General features: G+C 46.6%; 23 protein-coding genes. 1 reads left to right on the top strand and 22 read right to left on the bottom strand.

The genetic code is table 11. The annotated features are described in order from the left end of the window. Positions 1–53 precede the first annotated feature (53 nt). The 21 genes from KNQ15_RS05130 to rpsU all read right to left on the bottom strand — a co-directional run bounded on the left by KNQ15_RS05130 (position 54) and on the right by rpsU (position 19212). Entirely contained in the window at positions 54–1166 is a 1113-nt protein-coding gene (locus KNQ15_RS05130; protein WP_214728125.1) for a Nif3-like dinuclear metal center hexameric protein, read from the bottom strand. Further along, the gene (locus KNQ15_RS05135) at positions 1166–1882 is read right to left on the bottom strand and encodes a tRNA (adenine(22)-N(1))-methyltransferase (RefSeq protein ID WP_285801478.1); all 717 of its coding nucleotides are present in this window, start codon (positions 1880–1882) and stop codon (positions 1166–1168) included. The genes KNQ15_RS05130 and KNQ15_RS05135 overlap by 1 nt, the downstream gene beginning before the upstream one ends. 121 nt (positions 1883–2003) lie before the next feature. Continuing rightward, positions 2004–2345: a cytochrome c550 gene (cccA, locus tag KNQ15_RS05140; RefSeq protein ID WP_029341040.1), complete on the bottom strand. Its 342-nt coding sequence runs from the start codon at positions 2343–2345 to the stop codon at positions 2004–2006. A 153-nt stretch (positions 2346–2498) separates the two neighbouring features. Then, positions 2499–3584 carry an RNA polymerase sigma factor RpoD gene (gene rpoD / locus KNQ15_RS05145; protein ID WP_023467512.1) on the bottom strand — a complete coding sequence of 362 codons (1086 nt, stop codon included), beginning with the start codon at positions 3582–3584 and terminating at the stop codon, positions 2499–2501. Positions 3585–3618: 34 nt separating this feature from the next. After that, the gene (gene dnaG / locus KNQ15_RS05150; protein WP_214728127.1) at positions 3619–5415 is read right to left on the bottom strand and encodes a DNA primase; all 1797 of its coding nucleotides are present in this window, start codon (positions 5413–5415) and stop codon (positions 3619–3621) included. A 146-nt stretch (positions 5416–5561) separates the two neighbouring features. Further along, complete coding sequence (locus tag KNQ15_RS05155) at positions 5562–6371, bottom strand: pyruvate, water dikinase regulatory protein (RefSeq protein WP_047396410.1); 810 nt, start codon at positions 6369–6371, stop codon at positions 5562–5564. Between the two features lie 12 nt (positions 6372–6383). Next, a complete protein-coding gene (gene ccpN, locus KNQ15_RS05160) occupies positions 6384–7013 on the bottom strand; it encodes a transcriptional regulator CcpN (protein WP_047396404.1) in 630 nt (209 codons plus the stop codon). Positions 7014–7034: 21 nt separating this feature from the next. Further along, entirely contained in the window at positions 7035–9095 is a 2061-nt protein-coding gene (glyS, locus tag KNQ15_RS05165) for a glycine--tRNA ligase subunit beta (RefSeq protein ID WP_069940376.1), read from the bottom strand. Next, positions 9088–9978: a glycine--tRNA ligase subunit alpha gene (gene glyQ, locus KNQ15_RS05170; protein ID WP_029341034.1), complete on the bottom strand. Its 891-nt coding sequence runs from the start codon at positions 9976–9978 to the stop codon at positions 9088–9090. Before glyQ ends, glyS begins: the two co-directional genes overlap by 8 nt. Positions 9979–10266: 288 nt before the next feature. Then, the gene (gene recO, locus KNQ15_RS05175) at positions 10267–11016 is read right to left on the bottom strand and encodes a DNA repair protein RecO (protein ID WP_023467502.1); all 750 of its coding nucleotides are present in this window, start codon (positions 11014–11016) and stop codon (positions 10267–10269) included. Between the two features lie 3 nt (positions 11017–11019). Next, positions 11020–11928: a GTPase Era gene (era, locus tag KNQ15_RS05180; protein ID WP_023467500.1), complete on the bottom strand. Its 909-nt coding sequence runs from the start codon at positions 11926–11928 to the stop codon at positions 11020–11022. Then, positions 11921–12319 (bottom strand): cytidine deaminase, encoded by a 399-nt coding sequence (locus tag KNQ15_RS05185; RefSeq protein ID WP_023467498.1) that lies wholly within the window; start codon positions 12317–12319, stop codon positions 11921–11923. The genes era and KNQ15_RS05185 overlap by 8 nt, the downstream gene beginning before the upstream one ends. A gap of 48 nt (positions 12320–12367) precedes the next feature. Further along, entirely contained in the window at positions 12368–12685 is a 318-nt protein-coding gene (locus KNQ15_RS05190) for a diacylglycerol kinase (protein WP_285801479.1), read from the bottom strand. A gap of 29 nt (positions 12686–12714) precedes the next feature. Then, the gene (gene ybeY / locus KNQ15_RS05195; RefSeq protein WP_029341033.1) at positions 12715–13191 is read right to left on the bottom strand and encodes an rRNA maturation RNase YbeY; all 477 of its coding nucleotides are present in this window, start codon (positions 13189–13191) and stop codon (positions 12715–12717) included. Beyond that, complete coding sequence (locus tag KNQ15_RS05200) at positions 13188–15245, bottom strand: HD family phosphohydrolase (protein ID WP_069940374.1); 2058 nt, start codon at positions 15243–15245, stop codon at positions 13188–13190. The genes ybeY and KNQ15_RS05200 overlap by 4 nt, the downstream gene beginning before the upstream one ends. Before the next feature lie 36 nt (positions 15246–15281). Further along, positions 15282–16244 carry a PhoH family protein gene (locus KNQ15_RS05205; protein ID WP_023467492.1) on the bottom strand — a complete coding sequence of 321 codons (963 nt, stop codon included), beginning with the start codon at positions 16242–16244 and terminating at the stop codon, positions 15282–15284. 171 nt (positions 16245–16415) lie between these two features. Continuing rightward, a complete protein-coding gene (locus KNQ15_RS05210) occupies positions 16416–16886 on the bottom strand; it encodes a hypothetical protein (RefSeq protein ID WP_029341030.1) in 471 nt (156 codons plus the stop codon). Between the two features lie 13 nt (positions 16887–16899). Then, on the bottom strand, positions 16900–17883 hold the full coding sequence (floA, locus tag KNQ15_RS05215) for a flotillin-like protein FloA (protein WP_023467489.1): 984 nt from the start codon (positions 17881–17883) through the stop codon (positions 16900–16902). Then, positions 17880–18389, bottom strand: coding sequence for an NfeD family protein (locus KNQ15_RS05220; RefSeq protein WP_047396392.1), 510 nt, complete (start codon positions 18387–18389; stop codon positions 17880–17882). Before KNQ15_RS05220 ends, floA begins: the two co-directional genes overlap by 4 nt. Before the next feature lie 181 nt (positions 18390–18570). Then, complete coding sequence (locus tag KNQ15_RS05225) at positions 18571–19017, bottom strand: GatB/YqeY domain-containing protein (protein ID WP_023467485.1); 447 nt, start codon at positions 19015–19017, stop codon at positions 18571–18573. A gap of 21 nt (positions 19018–19038) precedes the next feature. Continuing rightward, positions 19039–19212, bottom strand: a complete 174-nt coding sequence (gene rpsU, locus KNQ15_RS05230) for a 30S ribosomal protein S21 (RefSeq protein ID WP_012369719.1) — start codon at positions 19210–19212, stop codon at positions 19039–19041. Positions 19213–19525: 313 nt separating this feature from the next. Between rpsU and KNQ15_RS05235 the strand changes: the two genes are divergently transcribed. After that, positions 19526–20785, top strand: coding sequence for a dicarboxylate/amino acid:cation symporter (locus tag KNQ15_RS05235; protein WP_050678369.1), 1260 nt, complete (start codon positions 19526–19528; stop codon positions 20783–20785). A 68-nt stretch (positions 20786–20853) separates the two neighbouring features. Here the strand turns inward: KNQ15_RS05235 and pulA are convergent, their stop codons facing one another. Then, positions 20854–23766, bottom strand: a complete 2913-nt coding sequence (pulA, locus tag KNQ15_RS05240) for a type I pullulanase (RefSeq protein ID WP_214728131.1) — start codon at positions 23764–23766, stop codon at positions 20854–20856. Between the last annotated feature and the right edge of the window lie 237 nt (positions 23767–24003).

Genomic DNA, 24003 nt, shown 5'->3' on the forward strand with positions numbered 1-24003 from the left:
TTTTTTTATTACTAAATACGACGACGGTAGTATCGACGTATTCCATCGATTCATCATAAAAACTGAAACGGATTTGTATTCGCTGTTGAAATCAGCAGCTCGACGTCGATTTTTTTCTGTTCGAATCGACGCTTCAATTCGTTGACGACGCCTTCCTTCATGACCGACTCCACATGATGTCCCGGATCGACAACTGCTAGTCCAAGTGCCATCGCATCATGCGCCACATGAAAATAGAGATCGCCTGTCACAAGGACATCTGCTCCCGCAAATGCTGCAGTCGAGACATACTTATTGCCGTCACCACCAAGGACTGCTACTTTTTGGATGTGGCGTGATTCGTCTCCAACGAAGCGTAAGTTTTGTACTCCAAACGCATCGCGAACATGCTCTGCAAATTCCCGTAACGTCATTGCTTCCGGTAACCGACCAATCCGTCCGAGACCAAGTGATGTTGCCGGGCGTTCTTGACGAATGAGATCATAGGCGACTTCCTCATATGGATGAGCCTGTTTCATCGCTCGAATGACTTGTTTCTGATTCAGTTCCGTGACGATCGTCTCGATTCGGACTTCTGAGACGCGTTCGAGTCGCCCTGCTTCACCAATATACGGGGTAGCTTCCGTCAACGGTCGGAATTGACCCGTTCCATCGACGTGGAATTGACAATCACTGTAGTCCCCTTCTTTTCCTGCTCCCGCTTGTGCAAGGGCTGTTGAAACGCGCTCTACAGCCTCAGTCGGTACGAAGACACTTAGTTTATATTGCGTGTTTTCAAACGTCGGTGCTAGTACTTCACAAGACTCAAGACCAAGTGCATCTGCCATCCAGTCATTGACCCCACCTGGTGTCACGTCAAGGTTCGTATGCGCAGCATACACCGCAATATCGTGTTTGATACATTTGGTGACGATCCGTCCTGTTGCAGAACGATCCGTTACATTTGCTAACTTACTAAAAATCGGTGGATGATGTGCGATGATGAGATCGACCTTCTTTTCAATCGCTTCATCGACGACAGACTCCAAGACATCAAGTGTCACGAGTACACGTTTGACGTCCTTGTTCAATGTTCCGATTTGTAGACCAATCGGATCACCTTCGAGTGCGAATTTTTTCGGAGCAAATGCTTCAAACTGCTCAATGACATGGTTCCCATTCGCCATTAGTTCGTCACCTCTTCCATCTTTTGAATCAATCGTTCGATGGCTTCGATTTTTTCAGATAAAACTTCCGTTGCTTGTCCTTGTTTCATCTGAGCTAGGATATACTCCCGCTTCTGTTTTTCAGTCTGCCATTTTTCGATGAATTCTGGTGCACGTTCCCGCATTAACTGTGGTCCAAAGAACAATTCCCACTGACGTGTTGTTTCGTCCTCTGAGTAAAGTGTTTCATCTCCACGTTCTGCAACGAGAATTTCATAGATCTTTCCGTTCTCCTCGACGATCGCTTCAGACAATAACGCATATGAATTCGTCAGCAACCACTTCCGGACATCGACTGCATCGACATTCGGTTGAAGAATCAAGCGCTCCTCTCCCGACAATCGATCTTTCCCTTCTTCAAGGATTGAGGCAATCAGCGTTCCCCCCATTCCCGCAATCGTGATCGCCGTTGCTTCACCCGGCTTTAAAACCGATAAGCCACTTCCTAAACGGACATCAATCTGTGATTCGAGACCGACAAGCGCCACTTGTCCTTTTGCCGCTTCCATCGGTCCTTCATTCACCTCTCCTGCAATCGCGCGTTCAATTTTATGTTGCTGGATACAAAAACATGGTACGAATGCATGATCTGATCCAATATCTGCGAGGATTGCTCCTTGTGGAATATACGACACGACTTTTTGGAGTCGTTGATCCAATACGACGTTCATTTGCATCATCTTCATCCTTCCTATTTTCCGAAAAACTCTCTTTTAAAAATAGCGGATTTGCGCTAAAAAAGATACCATACACCACAAAAAAAACATCCATCTCGTGACGAGATAGATGCCCTTGTTCTTATTTCTTAGCAGCTAACCATTTGGCTAGAACAGCTGCTTCTTCGTCATTCGCAAGACCGCCAGGCATTTGCCCTTTACCATTCATTGCGATGTCTTTAATTTCATCTTCTTTCAGCTTCGCGCCGATCTTTGTTAAGTTCGGACCTGTTCCGCCTTCTAAGTTTCCACCGTGACATCCTGTACATCCTTTAGATGCAAACAAGTCTTCCGGCTTCATTTCTGCAGTTGACGGCCCTTTGCGAGCTTCCTTCACCTGATCGACCCCAAAGTAAGACAATGAAATCATAGCGATGATGGCGATGACTGCGATCGCCGCGAACGGTACTAATGGATTACGCATTTGGATTCCCCCCATATTCTATACCCAACCAAGTTGGTGACTGAATGGTATTCCCCGTTACTATTCTACTGTAAAAAAAACAGGGAAGGAAGAAAAAAACGAAACTTTTTTCTTCCTTCCCACTAAAATTTCATATATTCTTCACACTTTGAATTAATCAAGGAAATCTTTCAAGCGTTTTGAACGACTCGGGTGACGTAACTTCCGAAGTGCTTTTGCTTCGATTTGACGAATCCGCTCACGTGTAACGCCAAATACTTTCCCAACTTCTTCAAGTGTCCGTGTCCGACCATCATCGAGTCCGAAACGAAGACGAAGAACGTTTTCTTCACGATCCGTCAGTGTATCTAACACATCTTCGAGTTGTTCTTTCAAGAGTTCGTATGCTGCAGCATCTTGTGGTGCCGTCGCATCTTGGTCCTCGATGAAATCTCCGAGATGTGAATCATCCTCTTCCCCGATTGGAGTCTCCAGAGAAACCGGCTCTTGCGCAATCTTAAGAATTTCACGGACTTTTTCCGGCGTGATTTCCATCTCTTTCGAAATTTCTTCCGGTGATGGTTCACGTCCAAGATCTTGCAAGAGTTGACGCTGGACACGAATCAATTTATTGATCGTCTCAACCATGTGAACCGGAATTCGGATTGTCCGCGCTTGGTCAGCAATCGCGCGTGTGATTGCTTGACGAATCCACCATGTTGCATACGTCGAGAATTTATATCCCTTCGTATAGTCGAATTTCTCGACCGCTTTGATCAGACCCATGTTGCCTTCTTGAATCAAATCAAGGAACAACATACCGCGTCCGACATAACGCTTCGCAATCGAAACGACGAGACGTAAGTTTGCTTCCGCCAATCGTTTTTTTGCTTCTTCATCGTTTTGTTCGATTCGTTTCGCGAGTTCAACTTCGTCTTCTGCATTCAACAAATCAACGCGTCCGATTTCTTTTAAATACATCCGGACAGGGTCATTGATCTTGACACCAGGAGGAACAGACAAATCGTTTAGATCCGCCTCTTCTTTCTCATCTCCTGTGCCGTCATTATTGACCTTGATACCTTCTGTTTCAAGCAACTGGAGGAATTCCTCGAATTGTTGAGCATCCATTGATTCGAACGAACTTAGTTTGTCTTCAATCTTTTGGTGTGACAATTCACCATTTTTATGTCCGAGCGCGATAAGTTCCTCTTTCGCGAGACGGAGTAATTCAGCTTCTGATCTTGCTTTTTCTGCCATCGAACCATACACTCCTTCCACATCATGCAGCAGGTCATCGATCTTTTAAACGACGCTTCCGTTCTATGATCGCCTGCATCAGCTCCGCTTGAGCACGGATATCTGTTTGTTGATTCAATCGTGACTTTTCTTCTTCTAACAACCGACGTTGCTGTTCATTTTGGACGGCACGAATGTAGTGACTGAGTAAGTCAGGATCATACTCAGGCATCAGCATGAACTCTAAATCCGCTACGATTCGTTGCAAAGAGGCGTCGTGCAACATCGTCAAAAAACGATCAGGACTTCCTTGCGTACCTGCTCCGTAAAATTCATATAGCTTGCCGGCAATCAATTGGTGTGCCGGATCATTGAATTGGACACCTAGTTGCTCTCGCACTTCAAGACATACTTCTTCTGAACGGATCATGTAGGCAAGCAAGAAGCGTTCTGCCTTTTTCCAGTTCGCGAACGTTCGGTCAGGAGGTGCTGTCGGTAGAGCAGCTGGGCGATCGGAAACGATTTGTTCTCTCTTCGGTTGTTGAACGGTTGGACGCACTTGTGCGATCAGGGAGTCTTTCGAAAGTTTAAATTCCTCGGAAAGTTTCCCTAAATATATATCCCGTAACAACGGATTGGATGTTCGACCAATCTCTTCAAGCATAGTTTCAATATATCGAACGCGTTCTCCTTCTAATCGCAAGTTTTTTCCTTGTCGAAAATAAAAAGATTTGAATTCAAGACTCGAAACCCGTTCTTGTTCGATCCATTGTAAAAACGTCTCTTCGCCCTGATTCCCAATGAAGGAATCCGGGTCTTCGCCATCCGGTAAACGGATGACGGAACAGTCGACGGCAACGGCTTCAAGCAACTGTAAGGCTTTTAACGTCGCAGCGCGTCCTGCCTTGTCTCCGTCATAACAAATAATGACTTCATCGACGATACGTGCTAGGTTTTGTGCATGAACCGGTGTTAAGGCTGTTCCTAAAGAAGCTACCGTATAAGGTATACCCGCTTGAGCGACACGCACAACATCAAGATTTCCCTCAACGAGAACAACTTGTTTGATTTTACGCATTGCCCCTCGCGCTTGAGCGAATCCGAATAACAGTTCACTTTTATTGAACAAAGGTGTTTCCGCTGTATTGACGTACTTCGGATCACGACCATCAATCGAACGTCCACTAAATCCGACGATCGTGCCATCACGATCGGAGATAGGGAATACGACTCGACCGTTGAATCGATCTCGATAATCGCCATCGCGTCCGATTGAAATCAATCCCGCTTCGACCATCTCATCTAAATCAAACCCACGTCGTGCCAAGGAATCCACTGTAAAACGATCTTGATCCGGTGCATACCCAAGTCGGAACTCACGCATCGCACCTTCACGGATACCGCGATTCTCTAAATAGATTCGTCCCGCGTCGCCTGCTTCCGTTTGAATCAACACCTCATGATACAACTCGGTGACGATCCGATGTGCCTCGCGCATCCGGAACTTCTTTTCCTGTTCCGGTGTCGATTCCGATTGTTCGAATCGGTCCGGCTCTAGTTCCGGAAGTGTGACATCATTTCGATCAGCTAATTTAGAGACGGCTTCCTTGAAACTCATTCCTTCTGTTTCCATGACGAAAGTGATCGCGTTTCCACCTGCACCACATCCAAAACAGTAGTACATCCCTTTATCAGGAGAAACAGAAAAGGAAGGTGATTTCTCAGAATGAAACGGGCAGAGCCCTGAATATCGATTCCCTTGTTTTTTTAATTCTACACGTTCTGAAATCAATTCGACGATGTCCGTTGCTTGGCGGACCTGATCGACGATTTCATCAGGAATTCGCTTCATTCCGTCCTCTCCCCTTTCCTTGAGAACTTATCCTTACATGACCATACCCGCAATGAAACGGAACGATGACTCGTTCCGTTTCATTAGAAAAAGGGCATTATCTCATTTATCAGCTAAACAAGTATACTATGTTCCTGACTGCTTGACTAGTCATGCGCTTTCCCGGAGATCCCGGTCAAAATCAGGTTCGCCGTTTCCTCGACTGCTTTATTCGTTACATCGATGACTTGGCAACCGATTCGTTCGTATAAATTCCGTGCGTATTCGAGTTCCCGGTTGATTCGGTCCATCTGCGCGTATGCTGCTTCTGGTTTGAGTCCTAATGAACGCAGGCGTTCCATTCGGATGTCGATCAACTTTTCCGGTGAGATGAGTAGTCCAAAACATTTTTCTTTTGGAATATCGAATAGCTCTGCTGGCGGGATCGATTCCGGTACGAGTGGTACGTTCGCTACTTTATATCGTTTCAAAGCCAGATACTGCGAAAGTGGTGTCTTTGATGTACGCGACACTCCGATTAAGACGATATCCGCACGCTTGATGCCTTTTGGATCACGTCCATCGTCATACTTAACAGCAAATTCGACCGCTTCGATTTTCCGGAAATATTCCTCATCTAAACGATAGATCAATCCGGGTTCTTCTTTCGGTTGCATCTGCAAACGATCTTCCATCGTGTCAAGCAATGGGCCAAGTAGATCGATCGCTTTTACACCGTGGGCACGCGCCGTGTCTGCAAGCAGACGACGATGGGTCGCATGGACGATCGTAAAAGCGATCGTCGCTTGTTCTTCTTTCGCATGAAGAACCAAGTCATAAATGACTTGATCATCATCGACGAACGGAATGCGGACCGTTTCGATGGCTTGTTCCGGGAATTGGATTGCAGCTGCGCGGACGACGAGTTCACACGTCTCTCCGACAGAGTCACTCACGACATAAATCCGTTGACGCATCAGGAACCCTCCTTAAATTTCTTCATCACGTGCTAAAGCGACCAACACTTTCGTCATGTTCGTCTTCGTCATTCTACCAACGACTTTCAAGACGCCGTTCTCCTCTTCGACGACCGGCATTGAATCAATCTGCTTTTCAATCAGTTTCATGCCGGCACCAATCAACGTCTCCGTTTTTTCACAGACCGTCAAATTCGGCATCCGTGTCATGATGATGTTGACCGGTAACGAGTCTAACTCTTGATTACCGATTGCCGCACGTAGAAAATCCTTACGTGACAACACACCGACTAACGCATGGTCCTTACTGACGACGAACAGAGAACCTACATCTTCTAGGAACAAGTGAACGATCGCATCGTATACGGTCATTCCTTCATGAATGACTTTTGCCGACGACATGAATTCACCGACGGTCAATGTATCGAGTTTCTCATGAAGCATGGACGCATTTTTCTTTCCAACGTACATATAGCCGACACGTGGACGCGCTTCTAACATGCCGGTCATCGTTAAAATCGACAAATCGGGTCGTAATGTCGCCCGTGTCAGGGAGAGCGCTGCAGCAATCTGCTCTCCCGTGATCGGACCATTCTCTTTGACGATTTGGAGTATCTTTTTTTGCCGTTCATTTAACTTCATCGGCTCATCCGTCCTTTTTCTTTACGCTAAAGTAAGTGCATTGAACCGGGCGACTGATTCGATTGCTTGCGCAAATCGTTTCATTTCGCTAAGACGGTTCGTACGGACTGTTTCGTCGTCCGTCATGATCATCGTACCGTCAAAGTATGCTGTGATCGACGGAACGGTTGCCTCAAGTGCCTCAAGCGCTCGTTCATAATCAAGTGACGCGATGGCTTGATCTACCTCTGGTAAGGTTTTCTCAATCGCCTCATGCAACGCGCGTTCCGCATCATTTTCAAAGAGCGCTGGATTAACAGTTGTGACGTCTTCTGCTTTTTTCGAGATGTTTAAGACACGACTGAGTTGTTCGACCGTTTTCTTGAACGATTCTTTTTTCGTCGCACTTTCAAGCATCGCAGCACGCTGCTCATTCGCTTCGACTGTCAACGTATGATCAAGAGCGGCTTCGACGACATCATGACGGAAGTTCATTTCCGATAGACGGTATTTCAAGCGTTGTGCAAAGAAGTCTTGTAATGCAGCTTGAACTTCTTCGGCATCCTTCGCATAAAGACCTGCTGCCACCTGTTCTGAAACGACGAAGGCAATCAGTTCAGTCAATGTCAGATTCAACTTACGATCTGATAAGATTTGAACAATCCCTTGTGCTTGACGACGCAATGCGTACGGATCCGCTGATCCACTCGGAATCATACCGACGCCAAAGAATCCAGCGACGCTGTCCATCTTATCAAGAATCGCATAGAGTGTTCCTGTCGGTGTCTCCGGACTTGCATCACCCGCGAAGCGTGGCATGTAATGTTCACGAATCGCAGCCGCAACTTCCGGATCCTCATTCTTCATGTTCGCATAACGCTCACCCATCAGACCTTGTAATTCTGTGAATTCATAGACCATTTGACTGACCAGATCGAATTTATAGATTTGTCCTGCACGTTCAACACGTGTTTTGTCCGCACCGACACGATCTGCAAGTGCGAGCGCCATCTGACGGACGCGACGGACTTTTTCGCCTGTCGTTCCTAATTTTTCATGGAAGACGATTTTATCAAGACGTTTCGCCTGTTCATCGATATCTGCTTTTTTATCTTCTTCATAGAAGAACTGCGCATCGGCTAAACGAGCACGGATGACTTTTTCGTTTCCGCGTGCGACGTTTTCAAGATGTGTTGTGTTTCCGTTTCGTACCGTGACGAAATAGTGGAGCAACGCACCGTCACGTTTGACCGGGAAGTAACGTTGGTGTTCTTTCATCGTCGTGATCAAGACTTCTTCTGGTAACTCAAGATACGCTTCATCGAATGCACCGAACAAGGCTGTCGGATACTCGACGAGGTTCGTGACTTCTTCAAGTAAAGACGCATCAATCGGCACTTCGAATTGTTCGCGTGCCGCAAGCGCTGCGATTTGTTCTTCGATCAATTGACGACGTGCTTCATAACTGACGATGACGTTTTCTCCTGCGAGCGCTTCGACATACGCGTTCGGACGCAGGATTGTGATGTCCTGCCCGAGGAAACGATGTCCACGCGATGTCCGACCTGTTTCGACGGATGCGACTTCAAACGGGATGACTTGATCGTCAAGCAGGGCAATCAACCAGCGAATCGGACGCATGTAACGTAACGATTGTGTGCTCCAACGCATGTTTTTCGGGAATGTCATCGCTTCGACGACTTGTTTTAGTCCAGGAAGTAGATCAGCTGTCGCTTGTCCGACTTCCTTACGTGTCGCATAAAGGTATTCGACTCCTTTTTCTTCTCCAAGGAAAAGATCATCCGTCGTTAACCCTTTACCACGCGCGAATCCTTCGGCTGCTTTCGTCCAGTTACCGTCTTCATCCATCGCGATGCGTTTTGCTGGTCCTTTTAATGTCTCTTCGAGGTCGCTTTGACGTGCTGCGAGACCTTTGACATACACTGCAAGACGGCGTGGTGTCGAGAAGGATTCAACGCTCGCGAACTCAATCCGTGCTTCTTCAAGAAAACGCGTCACGCGTTCCTTGAGTTGTGTTTCCGATTGAAGGACGAATCGAGCCGGCATTTCTTCTAAACCGATTTCAAGTAATAATTCATGCATGTGACTCACCTGCTTTCGACTTGATCAATGGGAAGCCAAGACGTTCCCGTTCTTCGATGAAACTTTGCGCACAACGGCGCGACATGTTCCGGACACGATGGATGAATCCTGTGCGTTCCGTAACAGAGATTGCTCCCTTCGCGTCGAGAAGGTTAAAGGTATGCGAACATTTCAAGATGTAATCATATGCCGGGAAAACGAGGTTCTCGTCCAAGGCACGATTTGCTTCTTTTTCATATTGATCGAACAACGTGAAGAGTAACGCGACATCAGATGTTTCAAACGTATACTTCGAATGTTCGAACTCTGGTTGATAGAAAATATCACCGTATTTGAAGCCATCCGTCCAAACGAGATCAAAGACACTCTCGACGTCTTGAATATACGACGCGAGACGCTCAATTCCGTAAGTGATCTCTACTGCGATTGGATTACACTCGATTCCACCGACTTGTTGGAAGTACGTGAACTGCGTGATTTCCATTCCGTTCAGCCACACTTCCCAGCCGAGACCTGCAGCACCGAACGTTGGGTTCTCCCAGTTATCCTCTACGAAACGGATATCATGTTCGAGTGGGTTGATACCGAGCAACTCGAGACTTTGTAAGTACAATTCCTGAATGTTGTCAGGTGATGGTTTCATGATGACTTGGAATTGATGATGTTGATACAGACGGTTCGGGTTCTCCCCGTAACGACCGTCAGCTGGACGGCGTGATGGTTCTGTATAACAAACGTTCCATGGTTCTGGTCCGAGACTCCGTAAGAATGTCATCGGATTCATCGTACCGGCTCCTTTTTCTACGTCGTATGCTTGCATCGTCAAGCAGCCTTGTTCTGCCCAAAATTTTTGTAATGTCAAGATCATGTCTTGTACTGTCATCTTCACGACTTTCACCTCCGAAATGATTAAGGAACGCAAAAAACGCCCCTATGTACAACAATCGTTGCACATAGGGACGAGACGAGCCCGCGGTTCCACCCTACTTGCATGCATCGCATGCCACTCTTTTTGACAAAGAACACTCCGAAACGCCATTCGCGCCCCTCTCACTCCCAGCTCACACCACCCTGGAATCGCTTGATTGAGAAAAAGACGGTACTCCTTTTCGTCATCGTGTTCATTTAGTTACTTCTACCGCATTTATTCTACCGAACCCGCTTGTTGCTGTCAATCGTTGCCGAAATCAATCAACTGGTCGAGGACACGTTTTGAACGCAGGCGTAACCCGCTGTAACGTTCCATATAAGCATCCATGATTTGACGTAGTAGACGCTTCGTTTCCGGTTTCACCGTCACGGTCCCGATCCGTGAAAAATCGTAGACAGAAAATACGTAAAGCATCTTCGCGACTGCCTCTGACATGAAGACAGCATGTTCATCCTCATGGCGATGCCGGCGACAGAGTAGACCGCCATGGTGTAACGAAAAAGCAAACGGTGCTTCAGCACTCCCGCAAATCGTACAACCATTCAAATGAGGCGCAATCCCTAGATGACGCAACAGACGCAATTCGATGATGAAAGAGACGACGTCAGGATCGAGTCCTTCATCCATCGCCTCCAGTCCTTCGACGAATAAATCATACAGTGCCGGTTGTGGCACCCGTTCATCAAGCGCTTTATCTGCAAGCTCCAGTAGATACATCGCATACGCCATCAAGACGACATCTTGCCGGATATGCGCGTGGCTCGTGATGACGTCTGCTGATTTCAACTGACCGAGACCACGTGACCTTGGATAGATATAGACGGCTCGAACGAAAGGCTGGCTTGCCGCGTTAAAACGACTACCCGGCTTCTTCGCTCCTCGCGCCATGACGGCGAGCTTGCCGTATTCACGTGTCAGTAGCGTGACGATTTTATTCGATTCACCGTATACGACCGTTCGTAGTACAAGCCCTTCCGCCTTATCGATCATCGCTTAGTACTCGTCATCGCGGAAGCCAAGTTCACGCAATTGACCGGCCTTGTTACGCCAATCCTTTTGGACTTTGACCCACAAGTTCAGGTAAACTTTCGTTCCGAGTAACATCTCGATGTCCGTTCGTGCTTCAGAGCCGATTTCTTTTAGAAGTGCTCCGCGTTTACCGATGATGATTCCTTTTTGGGAATCGCGCTCGATCAAGATCGTCGCATGGACATCGACCATGTTTCCATTCTCACGCGTCTTGATTTGATCAATCGCGACTGCGATCGAGTGTGGTACTTCGTCGCGTGTCTTCTGCAAGACTTTCTCACGAATCATCTCTGAGATGATAAAACGCTCCGGGTGGTCAGTGACTTGATCCGCCGGGTAATACATCGGTCCTTCTGGTAAGATCTTCGCGATTTCTTCAAGTAACGGTCCGACGTTGTTACCTTGAAGCGCAGAGATCGGAACGACTGCCGCAAACTCGAGCTCATTTTTATATGACTCGATGATTGGCGGAATATCATTCGGATGAATCAAATCGACCTTATTCATGACGAGAATGATGGGTGTATCGAGTTCCTTCAATTTTTCAATGATGAAATCGTCACCTTTTCCTTTTGGTTCTGTCACGTTGACCATGAACAAAATCGCATCAACTTCACGCAATGCGTTCGTTGCGACCTTCATCATGAAGTCACCGAGTTTATGTTTTGGTTTATGAATCCCTGGTGTATCAATGAAAATCGTCTGAACGTCTTCTGTCGTATAGACACCTTGGATCTTATTTCGCGTCGTTTGTGGCTTATCAGACATGATGGCAATCTTTTGTCCGATGACACGGTTGAGGAATGTCGATTTTCCGACGTTCGGGCGTCCGATGATCGAGACAAAGCCCGATTTGAATCCTTCTTTAAACATGTAAATCCCCTTTCGTGAATGCTCCTGGTAAGAGGGCGCCCACTGTTGTTTCTGTGACATCCCCTTTAAGGTTCGTCAAATAGATTGGCATATCTGCGTCACACATCTCTGATAGCACTTGGCGGCATTGTCCACATGGTGCGACCGGTCCTTCTGTGTCCGCAACGACAGCCATCGCTGCATACTCGCGTGCATCCTGTGCCCACGCAGAGAAGATCGCTGTCCGTTCTGCACAGTTACAAAGACCATATGCAGCGTTTTCAATATTGCAGCCGTGGAATACTTGTCCGTCTTTTGTTAGTAGAGCAGCACCGACTTGGAATTTCGAATATGGAACATACGCTTTTTCGCGTGCACGTTTGGCTTGTTCGAGTAATTGTTCTGTTTTCATGTGAATATCCCCTTCTTAGGAACGGTATTGGCCAAAAAGGCCGGATTCTTATTGTACCAAATATGGGATGAAGATGCATAGTGCAATTGCAACAGATGTAAGCGCCAACACAAGAACTGCTCCACTTGCGATATCCTTGACTGCTTTTGCCAGTGGATGCCACTCCTGTGTCACGAGATCAACGACGCGCTCAAACGCTGTATTGAACATCTCGGCGCTAATGACGATTCCGACCGTCAAGAAGAGGATCGCCCGCTCGACAGACGTCAATGGTAATAAAAAGGCGACAAGTAACACGATGGCGCCAACTGTCACGTGAACTTTCATATGCCGTTCTTCTCGAATCGATTGGCACAATCCGTTCATGGCATGTCGAAAGGGTTGCCACCAGCTTTTCACAATGTGCCCCGGTATAACTCGAAGTGATGCAGGATTTCCTCCTGTCGCTTCGTCATGACTTCCTCATCTGCTTTTTCAATGTGATCGTATCCGAGTAAATGGAGGAAACCATGGACAGCGAGGAAACCGAGCTCTCGCTCAAAATGATTGCCATACTCTGCCGCTTGTTCACGACACCGTTCTACGGAAATGATCAAATCTCCGAGGACGATTGGTTCATCTTCGAGTAATCCAAAATCGATTTCATCTTCTCCGAGTTCTTCCATCGCAAAGGAAATGACGTCTGTCGCCTGATCCTTTCCACGCCATTCACGATTGATTTCTTGAATCTCATCGTTTGAGACGAAAGTCACGGACAACTCACTATTTGAATCGACTTCTTCTTGTTCCGCCGTGTAAATCAAAATCGATTCGACAAGCTGTCGTTGTTCTTCCGTTAGACGATTATTCTCGTCTGTCATATAAATATTCATGTCGTTGCCTCTTTCTTTAGTTCTGGATACTCGATTCGTTCATGGAACAAACCGGATAAGGTATGACACGCACTTTCACCGACGCGATAAATCTCACGTGTCGTAATGTCACATTCCGCAAATTGGTCATCCATCATCTTTTCACGAATGATTTTCGAGACCAAGTCCCGAATTCCTTCTTCTGAAGGAGCTTTCATCGAACGAACTGCCGCTTCAATCGAGTCAACGATCATGATGACCGCCGCTTCACGGGTTTGTGGTTTCGGACCCGTGTAACGGAACGTCTCCTCGTCGACCTCACCTTGTTCTGCTGCCTTGACATAAAAGTATCGTAGCAGAGAGGTTCCATGATGCTGGCGGCAAATATCGATGATCGCTGCAGGCAGTTTTGCGTCTTCGAGTAATTCAACACCATCCTCAGTATGTGCCAAGATGACACGTGCCGACTCTTCCGGTGTCAATCGATCATGGGGATTGCGTCCATGCTGGTTTTCAATGAAATAAAGTGGTCGTCGCGTTTTCCCTAAATCATGATAGTAGGCTCCGACTCGTGCAAGCAATCCATCTGCTCCGATTGCTTCACAGGCTGTTTCTGCTAGGTTCGCGACCATCATACTATGATGGTACGTTCCCGGTGCTTCAACTAATAGTTTTTTGAGTAACGGATGCGTCGGGTTCAACAGTTCGAGTAGGCGGGTCGGTGCTAAAATACCGAATGTCATCTCAAGAAACGGCAATAGTCCAATTGCTAGGACGGCACTCAAGATACCACTCGCAATCGCAAAACCGATTAAAATCAGCGTTTCTCGTAGTTCGAACGTACCACTTCGTAACAGGACGAATGCTAAGAAAATCGCGATGTTTGCTCCGGCAATCGAAATACTGCTCATGAAAATACGACGACGCGACAAACTAGATTGTAGGAAAAACGTTGCAACTAACCCACCGGCCAATAAATAGATCGCGATATTGAAGCTGAAGTTTTGATTTGCACTATAGAAGAACGTTCCAGCAAGCGCCGTAAAAAGAGAACTCGATAATGCAATCCGTTCGTTCAATAAATTGCGCAGGACAAGCGCAGCAAAAGCGGTCGGTGTGAGTAAGTAAAGTGCAGGATTGATGTCGTCTGCTAAGAACGCCATACCATACATGACGAGTAATTGTAGACTGACGACGAGATAGACAAGACCGAATAAACGAATCCGCCCCATTTGAGCGTATCGCAATTTCGAACGATGAATGAATCCAAATAAAAAGGCAGTCATCAACGCACTGACAAGCATCGCACCGAGTAACGGTTTCAACGACTGTCGATCAGAAATCAAACCGACCAGTTGTAGCTGACGATAGGCATCTTGTGAAATCACTTCGCCTCGTTTGACGATCACTTCACCTTCTGAAATGATAACCGGTTCGACTTTATCACTCGTCTGCTTACGAAGCTGTTCCGTCTTTTCCGGATCATAGACGTAATTCGTCACGATCAGTTGATCGGTCAGCGCTTTAGCGACTGCTTTTAATGAGAAGGAGAGCGGCGAACGTTCGATATCAGTCCGCGCATTCTCACGTGCTTCTGCTACTTCACCACCATCGGACGAGATACGTTGACGCATCGCTTCTTCAATCGCTGTAATGACGACGTCACGTGTCGTATTCCGAAGTGCTGTCGTCGACGTCACAAGCAAGCGTAACTCATCATCCTTCAACAGTGTCGCCGCCTCCGTTCCACGCAGACGCTGTTTGATTTTACCGATCTCATTTGCTTTTTTAATACCGGACAAACTAGCAAAAAGTTGTTCTACTTTATCAATTTGCTGTGCTGCATACTCTTGTTTGATCGTATACTGACTCTCGATTGCAGCAACCGAATTTTCCTTGATTTGATTTGTTGCGACCCGGTCCTCCATCGTCAAGGGTGACCGGATATCTTCTTCTGCAATTGAGAATGGTTCTGCGGACAAGGCTTCTGGTCGAACGCTGACATACATCATCGTCGATACGATGAGATAGAATATTACTGTCAAAAGACCGACCCAGACCCCAACCTTGCGCATATCATCTCCCCCTTTTTCCTCTATTTCCGTAACGGCTTAGGTCAAATCCTGACTATAAGCATCAACGATTTTACGGACAAGTGGGTGACGTACGACATCAGCTGAGCCAAAGTGCTCAAAATGAATCCCTTTGACATTGCCGAGCAAATGTAACGCTTCTTGTAGACCAGACGTTTTTCCACGCGGAAGATCGACTTGTGTTAAATCGCCCGTAACAATCATCTTCGAATGGAATCCGAGACGCGTCAGGAACATCTTCATTTGTTCCCGTGTCGTATTTTGCGCTTCATCGAGAATGACAAAAGCATGTTCAAGCGTCCGTCCTCGCATGTAAGCAAGCGGTGCGATTTCGATGACACCACGTTCAAGCAGACGAGCCGTATGCTCGACACCAAGCACGTCATGTAGCGCATCGTACAGAGGACGTAGATAGGGATCGACCTTTTCTTTAAGATCCCCTGGAAGAAATCCTAGATTTTCTCCTGCTTCTACTGCCGGACGCGTCAGGACGAGTCGTTTGACGTGACCTTCTTTTAACGCTTTTGCTGCCATCACGACAGCAAGATACGTTTTTCCGGTTCCCGCTGGACCAATACCGAATGTCAAATCACAGCGGTCGATTCCCCGAACGTAACGTGCTTGACCGAGTGTCTTTGCACGAAGTGGTTTTCCTTTATGATTCGTATGAATGACCGTATCGTAAAGTTCTAGCAGTTCATCCACACGATCTTGACGTGCAAGTTGAATGGCGCTCGTCGCGTCACGTTCCGTTAAAACAGCTCCGCGATTCACAAGTTGTTTCAAGACGCCTACGACCTGTCCTGCTAAGATCACAGACTGCTCCTGTTCGGATTGTGCCAACAGCTCATCTCCTCGATGGGTCAGCTGAACGTCAAGTTCTGCTTCCATCGTACGTAAGACTGCATCATTCGGACCGACGAATGCTTGAATCTGTTCTGAATTCGAAAATGCAAATGGGATTCTTTCGTTGAATATCACGTTGTGAATGGCCTCCTAGTCATGGATAACAAGTTGTCATCGCTTCATATCTAATCTCTTCCACTTTAGCACTTCCGCCGAAAAGATGGAAAGAAAAACCCGTTCCCACCTTTTAGGAAATAAAAAGAGTCGATCCTACGCGTTTCGTAGAATCGACTCACTAGACAAATATTAGCGTTTGCGCTTGGAAACAGGCGCACCAAGAACTTCACTCCAAACGATGGCACGTCGCATTTCATCTTGTGAAATCGTCGTTGCTGATGCTGAACGACTAGACGATCCAATGGCACCATCTGCTACGCTATCTTTGATTTCGCCAATCGTCGATGAGGACATCCCTTTTTTCGAATGTTGCTTTTGACGTTGGTCCAAACGTTGTTGCAATTCCGTTCGTTCATGAACTGGTCGCGCTTTCGTTTGCGTTACCCCCGGTTGTTTCTTCGCGGGTGCTTTTTTACGAACGACAGGTGGAGGTACCGTCTCTTGTCGCATCGTATCGACCTGTTCGGTCATTTGCTTCACATATTCACCGAACTCCTTTGAAGGAGTTCGGTTCGTCTGCTTCGGTTTTTTATCTGCTGCTTTTGAGATGACGGAGATGACACCGAATGCGATCATCAATCCGACCCATATGATATCCATACCGTCTCACCCTTTATTGTGAGTCATTTGGTGATGATTGCCCACCGATTGCTTGGCGCATTTTCGTATCTGCTGTCACGTTCAAGTAGTTCGCATAATCCATGACACCAAAGTTACCGTCACGCATCGCTTCAGCGATAGCAAGCGGCACTTCCGCTTCAGCAGCGACAACCTTCGCACGCATCTCTTCAACACGTGATTTCATCTCTTGTTCACTTGCGATCGCCATTGCGCGACGTTCTTCGGCTTTCGCTTGCGCAATGTTCTTATCCGCTTCTGCTTGATCCGTCTGCAGAACCGCACCGATATTCTTACCGATATCAATATCTGCAATATCAATCGAGAGAATCTCGAACGCCGTACCCGAATCGAGTCCTTTTGCAAGAACCGTCCGTGAGATCATCTCTGGATTCTCAAGTACTTCTTTTTGGTCATTACACGAACCAATTGTTGAGATGACACCCTCACCAACACGTGCGATGACCGTTTCTTCCCCAGCACCACCGACGAGACGATCGATGTTCGCACGTACCGTGATCCGGGCTTTCGCTTTCACTTCAATCCCGTTCATCGCCACACCGGCAATGAATGGTGTTTCGATGACTTTCGGGTTAACCGACATTTGAACAGCTTCCAAAACGTTACGACCAGCAAGATCAATCGCCGCTGCGCGTTCGAAGCTCAACTCGATATTCGCACGGTGTGCTGCAATCAAGGCATTGACGACGCGGTCAACGTTACCACCAGCAAGGAAGTGACTTTCCAGTTGGTTCGTATTCAAGTTCAATCCCGCTTTAACCGCCTTGATCAACGGATTGACGATCTTAGACGGTGTTACTCGACGAAGACGCATCCCGACTAATGTAAAGATCGATACGCGCACTCCCGCTGCGAGCGAGCTAATCCAAAGTGGAATCGGAACGAGCGTGAAGAAGATGGCGAGGAAAATTAAAATTCCTCCGGATATGAGTAATACAGTCAATAATTCAGGTGTCATGTGTGGGACTCCTCCTTCGTATGTTGGACTCTAACAATGACGCGTCCATGCGTCACTTCTTTTACGACGATCGTTTCCCCCGCTTGAATGAAGGTCCCTTCCGTAACCGCATCGATTCGATTTCCGTCGATTTCAATTGTTCCTGACGGACGGAGAGGTGTCAGACTGACTCCTTCTTGTCCCAACAGTTGCACTTTGTCTTGATGAGAAAGATAGCCTTTTTCAGACGATGTGGAATCTGTCAAAATCAAACCTCTCCATAATAAGGATTGATTCGATTTAATTCTGCGATATGCCCAGTATCCGGCCGCAAGTGATAGAAATACAGCAAGTCCAACCGCTATGCCTACTTGACCAACTGTAGCACCTGCCATGATCAGACTAGCAAGGACAGCCCCGATTCCGAGGACTCCAAAGATTCCGAACCCTGTGACGAATATTTCGACCAGTAACATGAGGACCCCGATCATGAAGACCGCCAAAATCATCCCTAAGCTAAACGTCATGCGTACGTTCACCCCTTTTCATTCGTGTCAGAAGTTGCTTCTTTTGCACTTTGATTCGTTACTATAATTATATACGCTTTCAAAACAAAAAGGTTTCATGACTATTCTGAATTCATTAAGAAACTTTTAATTGTGACAGGAACGACAAAAAAGGTGCCCCGAAGGACACCTTTTTCATGTATTAAGCGAGCCGTTGTTTGACGAGTCGATTAATTAACGCACCGTCTGCCTTGCCTTTAAGCTGTGGCATGACGATACCCATTACTTTCCCCATATCTGAAGGAGCAGAGGCACCCGTCTGCGCAATAGCTGCGTCGACGATTTCCTGTACTTCTTCCTCGGAAAGCTGTTTTGGCATATAAGCTTCGAGCACGACAATCTCTGCTTGAATTTTCTCGACGAGATCGTGACGACCAGCGCTTTCGAATTCTCGGAGGGAGTCGTTGCGCTGCTTCATTTCACGTGAAAGAATCGTTAATTCTTCCTCGTCTGTCAATTCTTGCTTACCGAGTTTGATCGTTTCATTTTGCAACGATGATTTCACCATCCGAATCGTCGTAAGACGATCTTTTTCACGTAGACGCATGGCTTCTTTCATATCCGCTGTCAAACGCTCCTGAAGACTCATGAGGATACACCCTCTCTAACGTTAGAACTTCTTACGCTTACGCGCAGCCTCCGATTTAAGCTTACGTTTTACACTTGGCTTTTCGTAGTGTTTACGTTTACGAACTTCTGCAAGCGTACCATCTTTTGAAACACCACGTTTGAAGCGACGAAGTGCGTCTTCAAGTGATTCATTTTTACGTACACGAGTTTCCACTAGTTTTCCCTCCCTCCGATATTACCGACTAAAGGAAACGTGTCAGACACGTCATACAACATTATAGTAGGAATATACAATTTGGTCAACAGTTGATTCTAGCGACTTTTCTGTACCCTACGCTGTTCCTTTTTGTTCTTATCTATCCTCTCATGGTTGCATCCGTTTGACAACAAAATCTAGTCATTCCTGCATCAAAATCCAGAAACTTTTTTGTAAGCGTTATCATGTATTTTTTAAAATGTTTTGTCAAAAAGGGTGATGATGTGTCAAAATATAGACAATTATCAAATAAAGGAGTGTGACATCACTTATGAAAGAAGCAAAGCGCATCATTTGGGGATTGATTCTCGGGGTGATTCTCGGAATCGTCCTCGCTTCCTTACCGGACAAGTCGATTTATGAGGGATTGAATAAATATGCTTTACAACCCATCGGAACGATCTTCCTGAACTTAATTAAGATGCTCGTCGTACCGATCGTCTTCTTCTCAATCGCCCTTGGCGTCATGGGACTTGGAAATCCAAAAGAGCTTGGTCGTGTTGGTGGTAAAGCCATCACTTACTTCATGACGACGACAGCTGTCGCAATTGTCATTGCTCTCGGTTTGTCATTACTGATCAAACCGGGTACGTTTGGTAACTTCGAGACGCAAGGTCTTGAATATGATAACGGAAATCTACCAGATACGAGCATAATCAACACAATCGTTGGTATGTTCCCGACGAACCCGATCACGTCGATGGCGGAAGGAAATATGCTACAAATCATCGTCTTCAGTGTCTTTATCGGTTTTGGGATCACGTTCCTCGGTCAAAAAGTCTCGACACTACGGACGTTCATCGAGCAGGGTAATGATTTAATGACGTACTTGATCACGCTCGTCATGAAAATGGCACCGCTCGGAGCATTTGCTTTGATCGCATCAGCCGTCGGTTCTCAAGGGTGGGATTCGCTAAAAGCAATGGGACTTTATATGGGTGTCGTCATCTTGTCACTATTCGTCCATTCCGTATTGACGTATGGTTCGACTGTTTCACTTCTTGGGAAGATGAACCCGTTCTTCTTCTTTAAGAAGTTCGCACCTGTCATGCTGTTCGCTTTCTCGACGTCTTCGTCGAACGCAACACTCCCTGTTGCGATGCAAACGGCTCAAAAAGAGTTGAAGGTTCCGCGTTCCGTCTCAAGTTTCGTCCAGCCTCTTGGTGCGACGATCAACATGGATGGAACAGCAATCATGCAAGGTGTCGCGACTGTCTTCATCGCGCAAGTTTACGCTGTTGATTTGACGCCAGGTCAACTTGCGACGGTCGTCCTGACAGCTGTTCTTGCATCAGTCGGAACAGCCGGTGTACCGGGTGTCGGTCTCGTCATGTTGACGATGGTTCTTCAATCGGTCAATCTACCGGTCGAAGGGATCGCTTTAATCATCGGTGTCGATCGTCTTCTTGATATGATGCGGACAGCCGTCAACATCACTGGTGACGCAGCATGTGCCGTCATCGTCTCGAAATCGGAAGAAGGTAATCTGAAAGAAGAAGAGAACGAAGAAACAGATGAGCGTTACGCTTGATTGCACATTTCTCGACTGACGAAAAGGACGTTCCGCCAACTGCGGAACGTCCTTTTTTATCTGTTCACTTATTTTGATAAGACGAATGAGCTAAGTCCTTCGACGCGAACCGTACCTGATACTTTACGGATTGCTTTAGTTCCTGCCTGCTTACCATCTACAAGCAGCTTCCATTTCCCTGTCGGTAGCTTCATGTCGACTGCTGTCCGATTCGCATTATGAATGACGTAGAGATCATCCTTTTGTTGTGGCGCAGCATCATCTAATCGATAAGCAATGACTTGTGCCGGTGCTGCTTCAAACGTCAGGTAACGACGAATGTCTTTTGCTGTTGCTAAATGAAGTACTGGATTCTTTTTACGTAACTCGATCAATCCTGTCATATAATCAACGTCTTGTTGACGGTCCATCTTCCGTTTCCAGTCGAGCTGGTTGACAGAATCCGGTGATTTATACGAGTTATGGTCTCCGCCCTTCGTCCGCATGAAGTCCTGCCCTGCATGGATGAACGTCGTTCCTTGTGACGTCAACAAGATACTTGAAGCCAAACGATGCATCTTTGTCTTCGTTGCGTCATTGTCTTGTGGATTCGTCAGGTTCAACTTATCCCAAAGCGTATGGTTATCATGTGCTTCAACGTAAGTGATGGCTTGATCTGGTTCTTGCGTAAATCCTTGAATCTCTTTGTCATAAGCAATCTCTCCGACGATTCCGCGTTTGATGCGCGTTTCAAGACCGGTTGTTCCGTTAATGAAACCAGCATCTGAATCGATGAAGACGCTACCTTTGAGCGCATCGCGTAGATTGTCATTGAAATGTCCGATTCCTGGCATTTGTTTTGTATTCGTTTGGTTGGCCTTCTCTGCATCCGGAAGCGGTGTTCCAAGGCTCCACCCTTCTCCGAATACGAGAATCGACGGATCAATTCGTTTTGTCACCTGTTTAACAGCATTCATCGTCTTGACGTCGTGAATACCCATTAAGTCAAAGCGGAAGCCGTCCCAGTGGTATTCTTTCGCCCAGTAGGAGACAGAGTCAACGATCAATTTGTGCATCATTTGACGCTCAGACGCTGTATCGTTTCCGACACCCGTTCCGTTCGCTAAATCGCCGCCTTCTGTATAACGGTAGTAATAACCAGGAACGATTTTATCAAGGTTTGATGCCTTTGCGTCAAACATGTGGTTGTAAACGACATCCATGACGGCACGTAGTCCATTGTCATGTAATCCTTGGATCATCTGCTTCATTTCTGTGATTCGGACTTTTGGATCATATGCATTTGTCGCATACGATCCTTCTGGTGCGTTATAGTTCTTCGGATCATAACCCCAATTGTACGATTTAAGCGGATTCGTCTCGTCGACGGACGCTGTATTAAAGTCGTAGACTGGAATGAACTGAACGTGCGTGATACCGAGTTCTTTCAAGTGATCTAATCCTGTTTTGGTCTTCGTTTTCTTACCATCCTTCGTCAAACGTGTACCCGGCTCGATGACTCCGAGATATTTCCCTTTTTGTTTGATGCCAGAATCGTAACCCGAATTCGTCACATCAAACATCGATAAATCACGGACGTGTGATTCATAGATGATCGCGTCTGTCGCATGGCGAAGTGGCATTTTCCCATTCGTCCAGCGTTTTGGATCCGTCTCGCGTAAGTCGACGACGACACCTTGGTCGCCATTGACGGTGACTGCTGCCGCATACGGATCAACAGCACGCGTTGATTCTTTGGCGTGTTTGACTTCGTATGTGTATCCGACACCGTCAAGATCGCCCTTGACTGTTACTTGATACACACCACGATCCGTTCGTTCCATCTTGATTTCGCGCGTGATATCTTTTGTCGTAGCAGCTTCTTGTTTTGGTAAGCGATACAATTCGAGCTCGACGGCTTGTGCTGTCGGTGCCCAGACTTTAAACGTCGTCTTCGATTTTTGATAGTCGACACCGAGTTTTCCATCGTAGGCATACTTTTGGTCGAATGCTTTCGAACGGAGCACTTTACCTGCTTCAAGAATTGCTTCTCCAAAAACAGGATGAGATGCTCGGACGACTTTTGCTAAATCGATATCTGAAGTGACTTCGACTTTTACCGTTTTGGCATCGATTGCTGACACGACTGGATTCGTCACGCCTTCAAACGTAAATGCCTTTAAGTCTTCTTCCGTCAGCGGTGCATTCGTTTTTAATGTCATCGTCCGGAAGTCATCTGCTAAAAAGCTTGTGATTTTCGGTGTGCGATCGATTTCCGGTTTGCTGTAGTATACCGTCTGATCCCCTTCAATCAACCAGATGTCTTTCGCCCCTGCATAAAAGAAACGATCAGCTCCGTCTTTTTCCGACCAACCCTCAAGATGAGGAATGACGCCTGCAAGACGTGCTTTCGTTGGGTTATCGAGCGTTACCTTGGCAATGGTACCGAACTCATCCTGCTGATCGAACTCGAAACGCTTGCCATCTTGCTCTTCCGGCCAAGACCAGACACCGTACTTGTCGTAATCATTGTCATACCGGTAATAGTGGATGTTCGTATCAATTTTTTCGACATCTGCTCCATTGCTTGGATTGACTGTCGAGATGTCCTTGCTTCCCGACTCGATCCAAATTTCAGCAACACCATTTTTAATCATGTCTTTCGTAATAAAGCGATCATTCTCAGATCCCCCATCCTTGTTCCAGTTGTCATCTCGAACGATGAAGCCGATTTTTTCCGGCTGATCCACTGGAAATTCATAAGCTGCGATTTTTCCGTAAGCATCCTCACCGTTAAAAGCGTGGGCTTTATTCGGAAAATAATCCGGACCATTTGCCCATAACCACAGATTCCAATCCTTTGTGGCATTCGGGTCTTCCTTGTAGTGAATGATGACCAATGTCGACTTCCCTTTTTCCAGTGCTTGACCGGATAAAGAGAGTCCACTAAATATCAGTGCAAACGTTAGCGCAACGATACAAACGAATCTCATGCGTTTCATACGGTAGCCATCTCCTTTTGATATGTAATCGTTTTCATTTTGCATCCGTTTACAAGTCCTGTCAAAGCCTATTTGATCGATTTGATCGAAAATAAGACTTTTGAACCAAGCATTTTTTTCAAAAAGAATGGTGATCTACATCAGAGAAAGACAGGAAAAAGCGCCTCCACAATTATTTGCTAGAGACGCTCAACTTTGTTTGTTTGTTTGTTTGTTTGATGGTAATACTGGTTATTG

It is taken from the genome of Exiguobacterium sp. s168, assembly GCF_018619035.1.
GTDB classification, from domain to species: domain Bacteria; phylum Bacillota; class Bacilli; order Exiguobacteriales; family Exiguobacteriaceae; genus Exiguobacterium_A; species Exiguobacterium_A acetylicum.

Excerpts from the sequence above, each read along its gene's own strand:
- glyS (WP_069940376.1), bottom strand. The coding sequence starts at position 9,095 with ATGCATGAATTATTACTTGAAATCGGTTTAGAAGAAATGCCGGCTCGA.
- pulA (WP_214728131.1), bottom strand. The coding sequence starts at position 23,766 with ATGAAACGCATGAGATTCGTTTGTATCGTTGCGCTAACGTTTGCACTG.
- cccA (WP_029341040.1), bottom strand. The coding sequence starts at position 2,345 with ATGCGTAATCCATTAGTACCGTTCGCGGCGATCGCAGTCATCGCCATC.
- era (WP_023467500.1), bottom strand. The coding sequence starts at position 11,928 with ATGTTTAAAGAAGGATTCAAATCGGGCTTTGTCTCGATCATCGGACGC.
- recO (WP_023467502.1), bottom strand. The coding sequence starts at position 11,016 with ATGATCGATAAGGCGGAAGGGCTTGTACTACGAACGGTCGTATACGGT.
- ybeY (WP_029341033.1), bottom strand. The coding sequence starts at position 13,191 with ATGAATATTTATATGACAGACGAGAATAATCGTCTAACGGAAGAACAA.
- ccpN (WP_047396404.1), bottom strand. The coding sequence starts at position 7,013 with ATGAAGTTAAATGAACGGCAAAAAAAGATACTCCAAATCGTCAAAGAG.
- KNQ15_RS05200 (WP_069940374.1), bottom strand. The coding sequence starts at position 15,245 with ATGCGCAAGGTTGGGGTCTGGGTCGGTCTTTTGACAGTAATATTCTAT.
- KNQ15_RS05225 (WP_023467485.1), bottom strand. The coding sequence starts at position 19,017 with ATGAGTCTTCAGGAGCGTTTGACAGCGGATATGAAAGAAGCCATGCGT.
- KNQ15_RS05220 (WP_047396392.1), bottom strand. The coding sequence starts at position 18,389 with ATGACGTTTAGCTTAGGGATGATTTTGGCGGTCTTCATGATCGGGGTC.
- KNQ15_RS05185 (WP_023467498.1), bottom strand. The coding sequence starts at position 12,319 with ATGAAAACAGAACAATTACTCGAACAAGCCAAACGTGCACGCGAAAAA.
- floA (WP_023467489.1), bottom strand. The coding sequence starts at position 17,883 with ATGACACCTGAATTATTGACTGTATTACTCATATCCGGAGGAATTTTA.
- dnaG (WP_214728127.1), bottom strand. The coding sequence starts at position 5,415 with ATGAAGCGAATTCCTGATGAAATCGTCGATCAGGTCCGCCAAGCAACG.
- KNQ15_RS05235 (WP_050678369.1), top strand. The coding sequence starts at position 19,526 with ATGAAAGAAGCAAAGCGCATCATTTGGGGATTGATTCTCGGGGTGATT.
- glyQ (WP_029341034.1), bottom strand. The coding sequence starts at position 9,978 with ATGACAGTACAAGACATGATCTTGACATTACAAAAATTTTGGGCAGAA.
- rpoD (WP_023467512.1), bottom strand. The coding sequence starts at position 3,584 with ATGGCAGAAAAAGCAAGATCAGAAGCTGAATTACTCCGTCTCGCGAAA.
- KNQ15_RS05155 (WP_047396410.1), bottom strand. The coding sequence starts at position 6,371 with ATGCGTCAACGGATTTATGTCGTGAGTGACTCTGTCGGAGAGACGTGT.
- KNQ15_RS05130 (WP_214728125.1), bottom strand. The coding sequence starts at position 1,166 with ATGGCGAATGGGAACCATGTCATTGAGCAGTTTGAAGCATTTGCTCCG.
- KNQ15_RS05210 (WP_029341030.1), bottom strand. The coding sequence starts at position 16,886 with ATGGATATCATATGGGTCGGATTGATGATCGCATTCGGTGTCATCTCC.
- KNQ15_RS05135 (WP_285801478.1), bottom strand. The coding sequence starts at position 1,882 with ATGCAAATGAACGTCGTATTGGATCAACGACTCCAAAAAGTCGTGTCG.
- KNQ15_RS05190 (WP_285801479.1), bottom strand. The coding sequence starts at position 12,685 with ATGAACGGATTGTGCCAATCGATTCGAGAAGAACGGCATATGAAAGTT.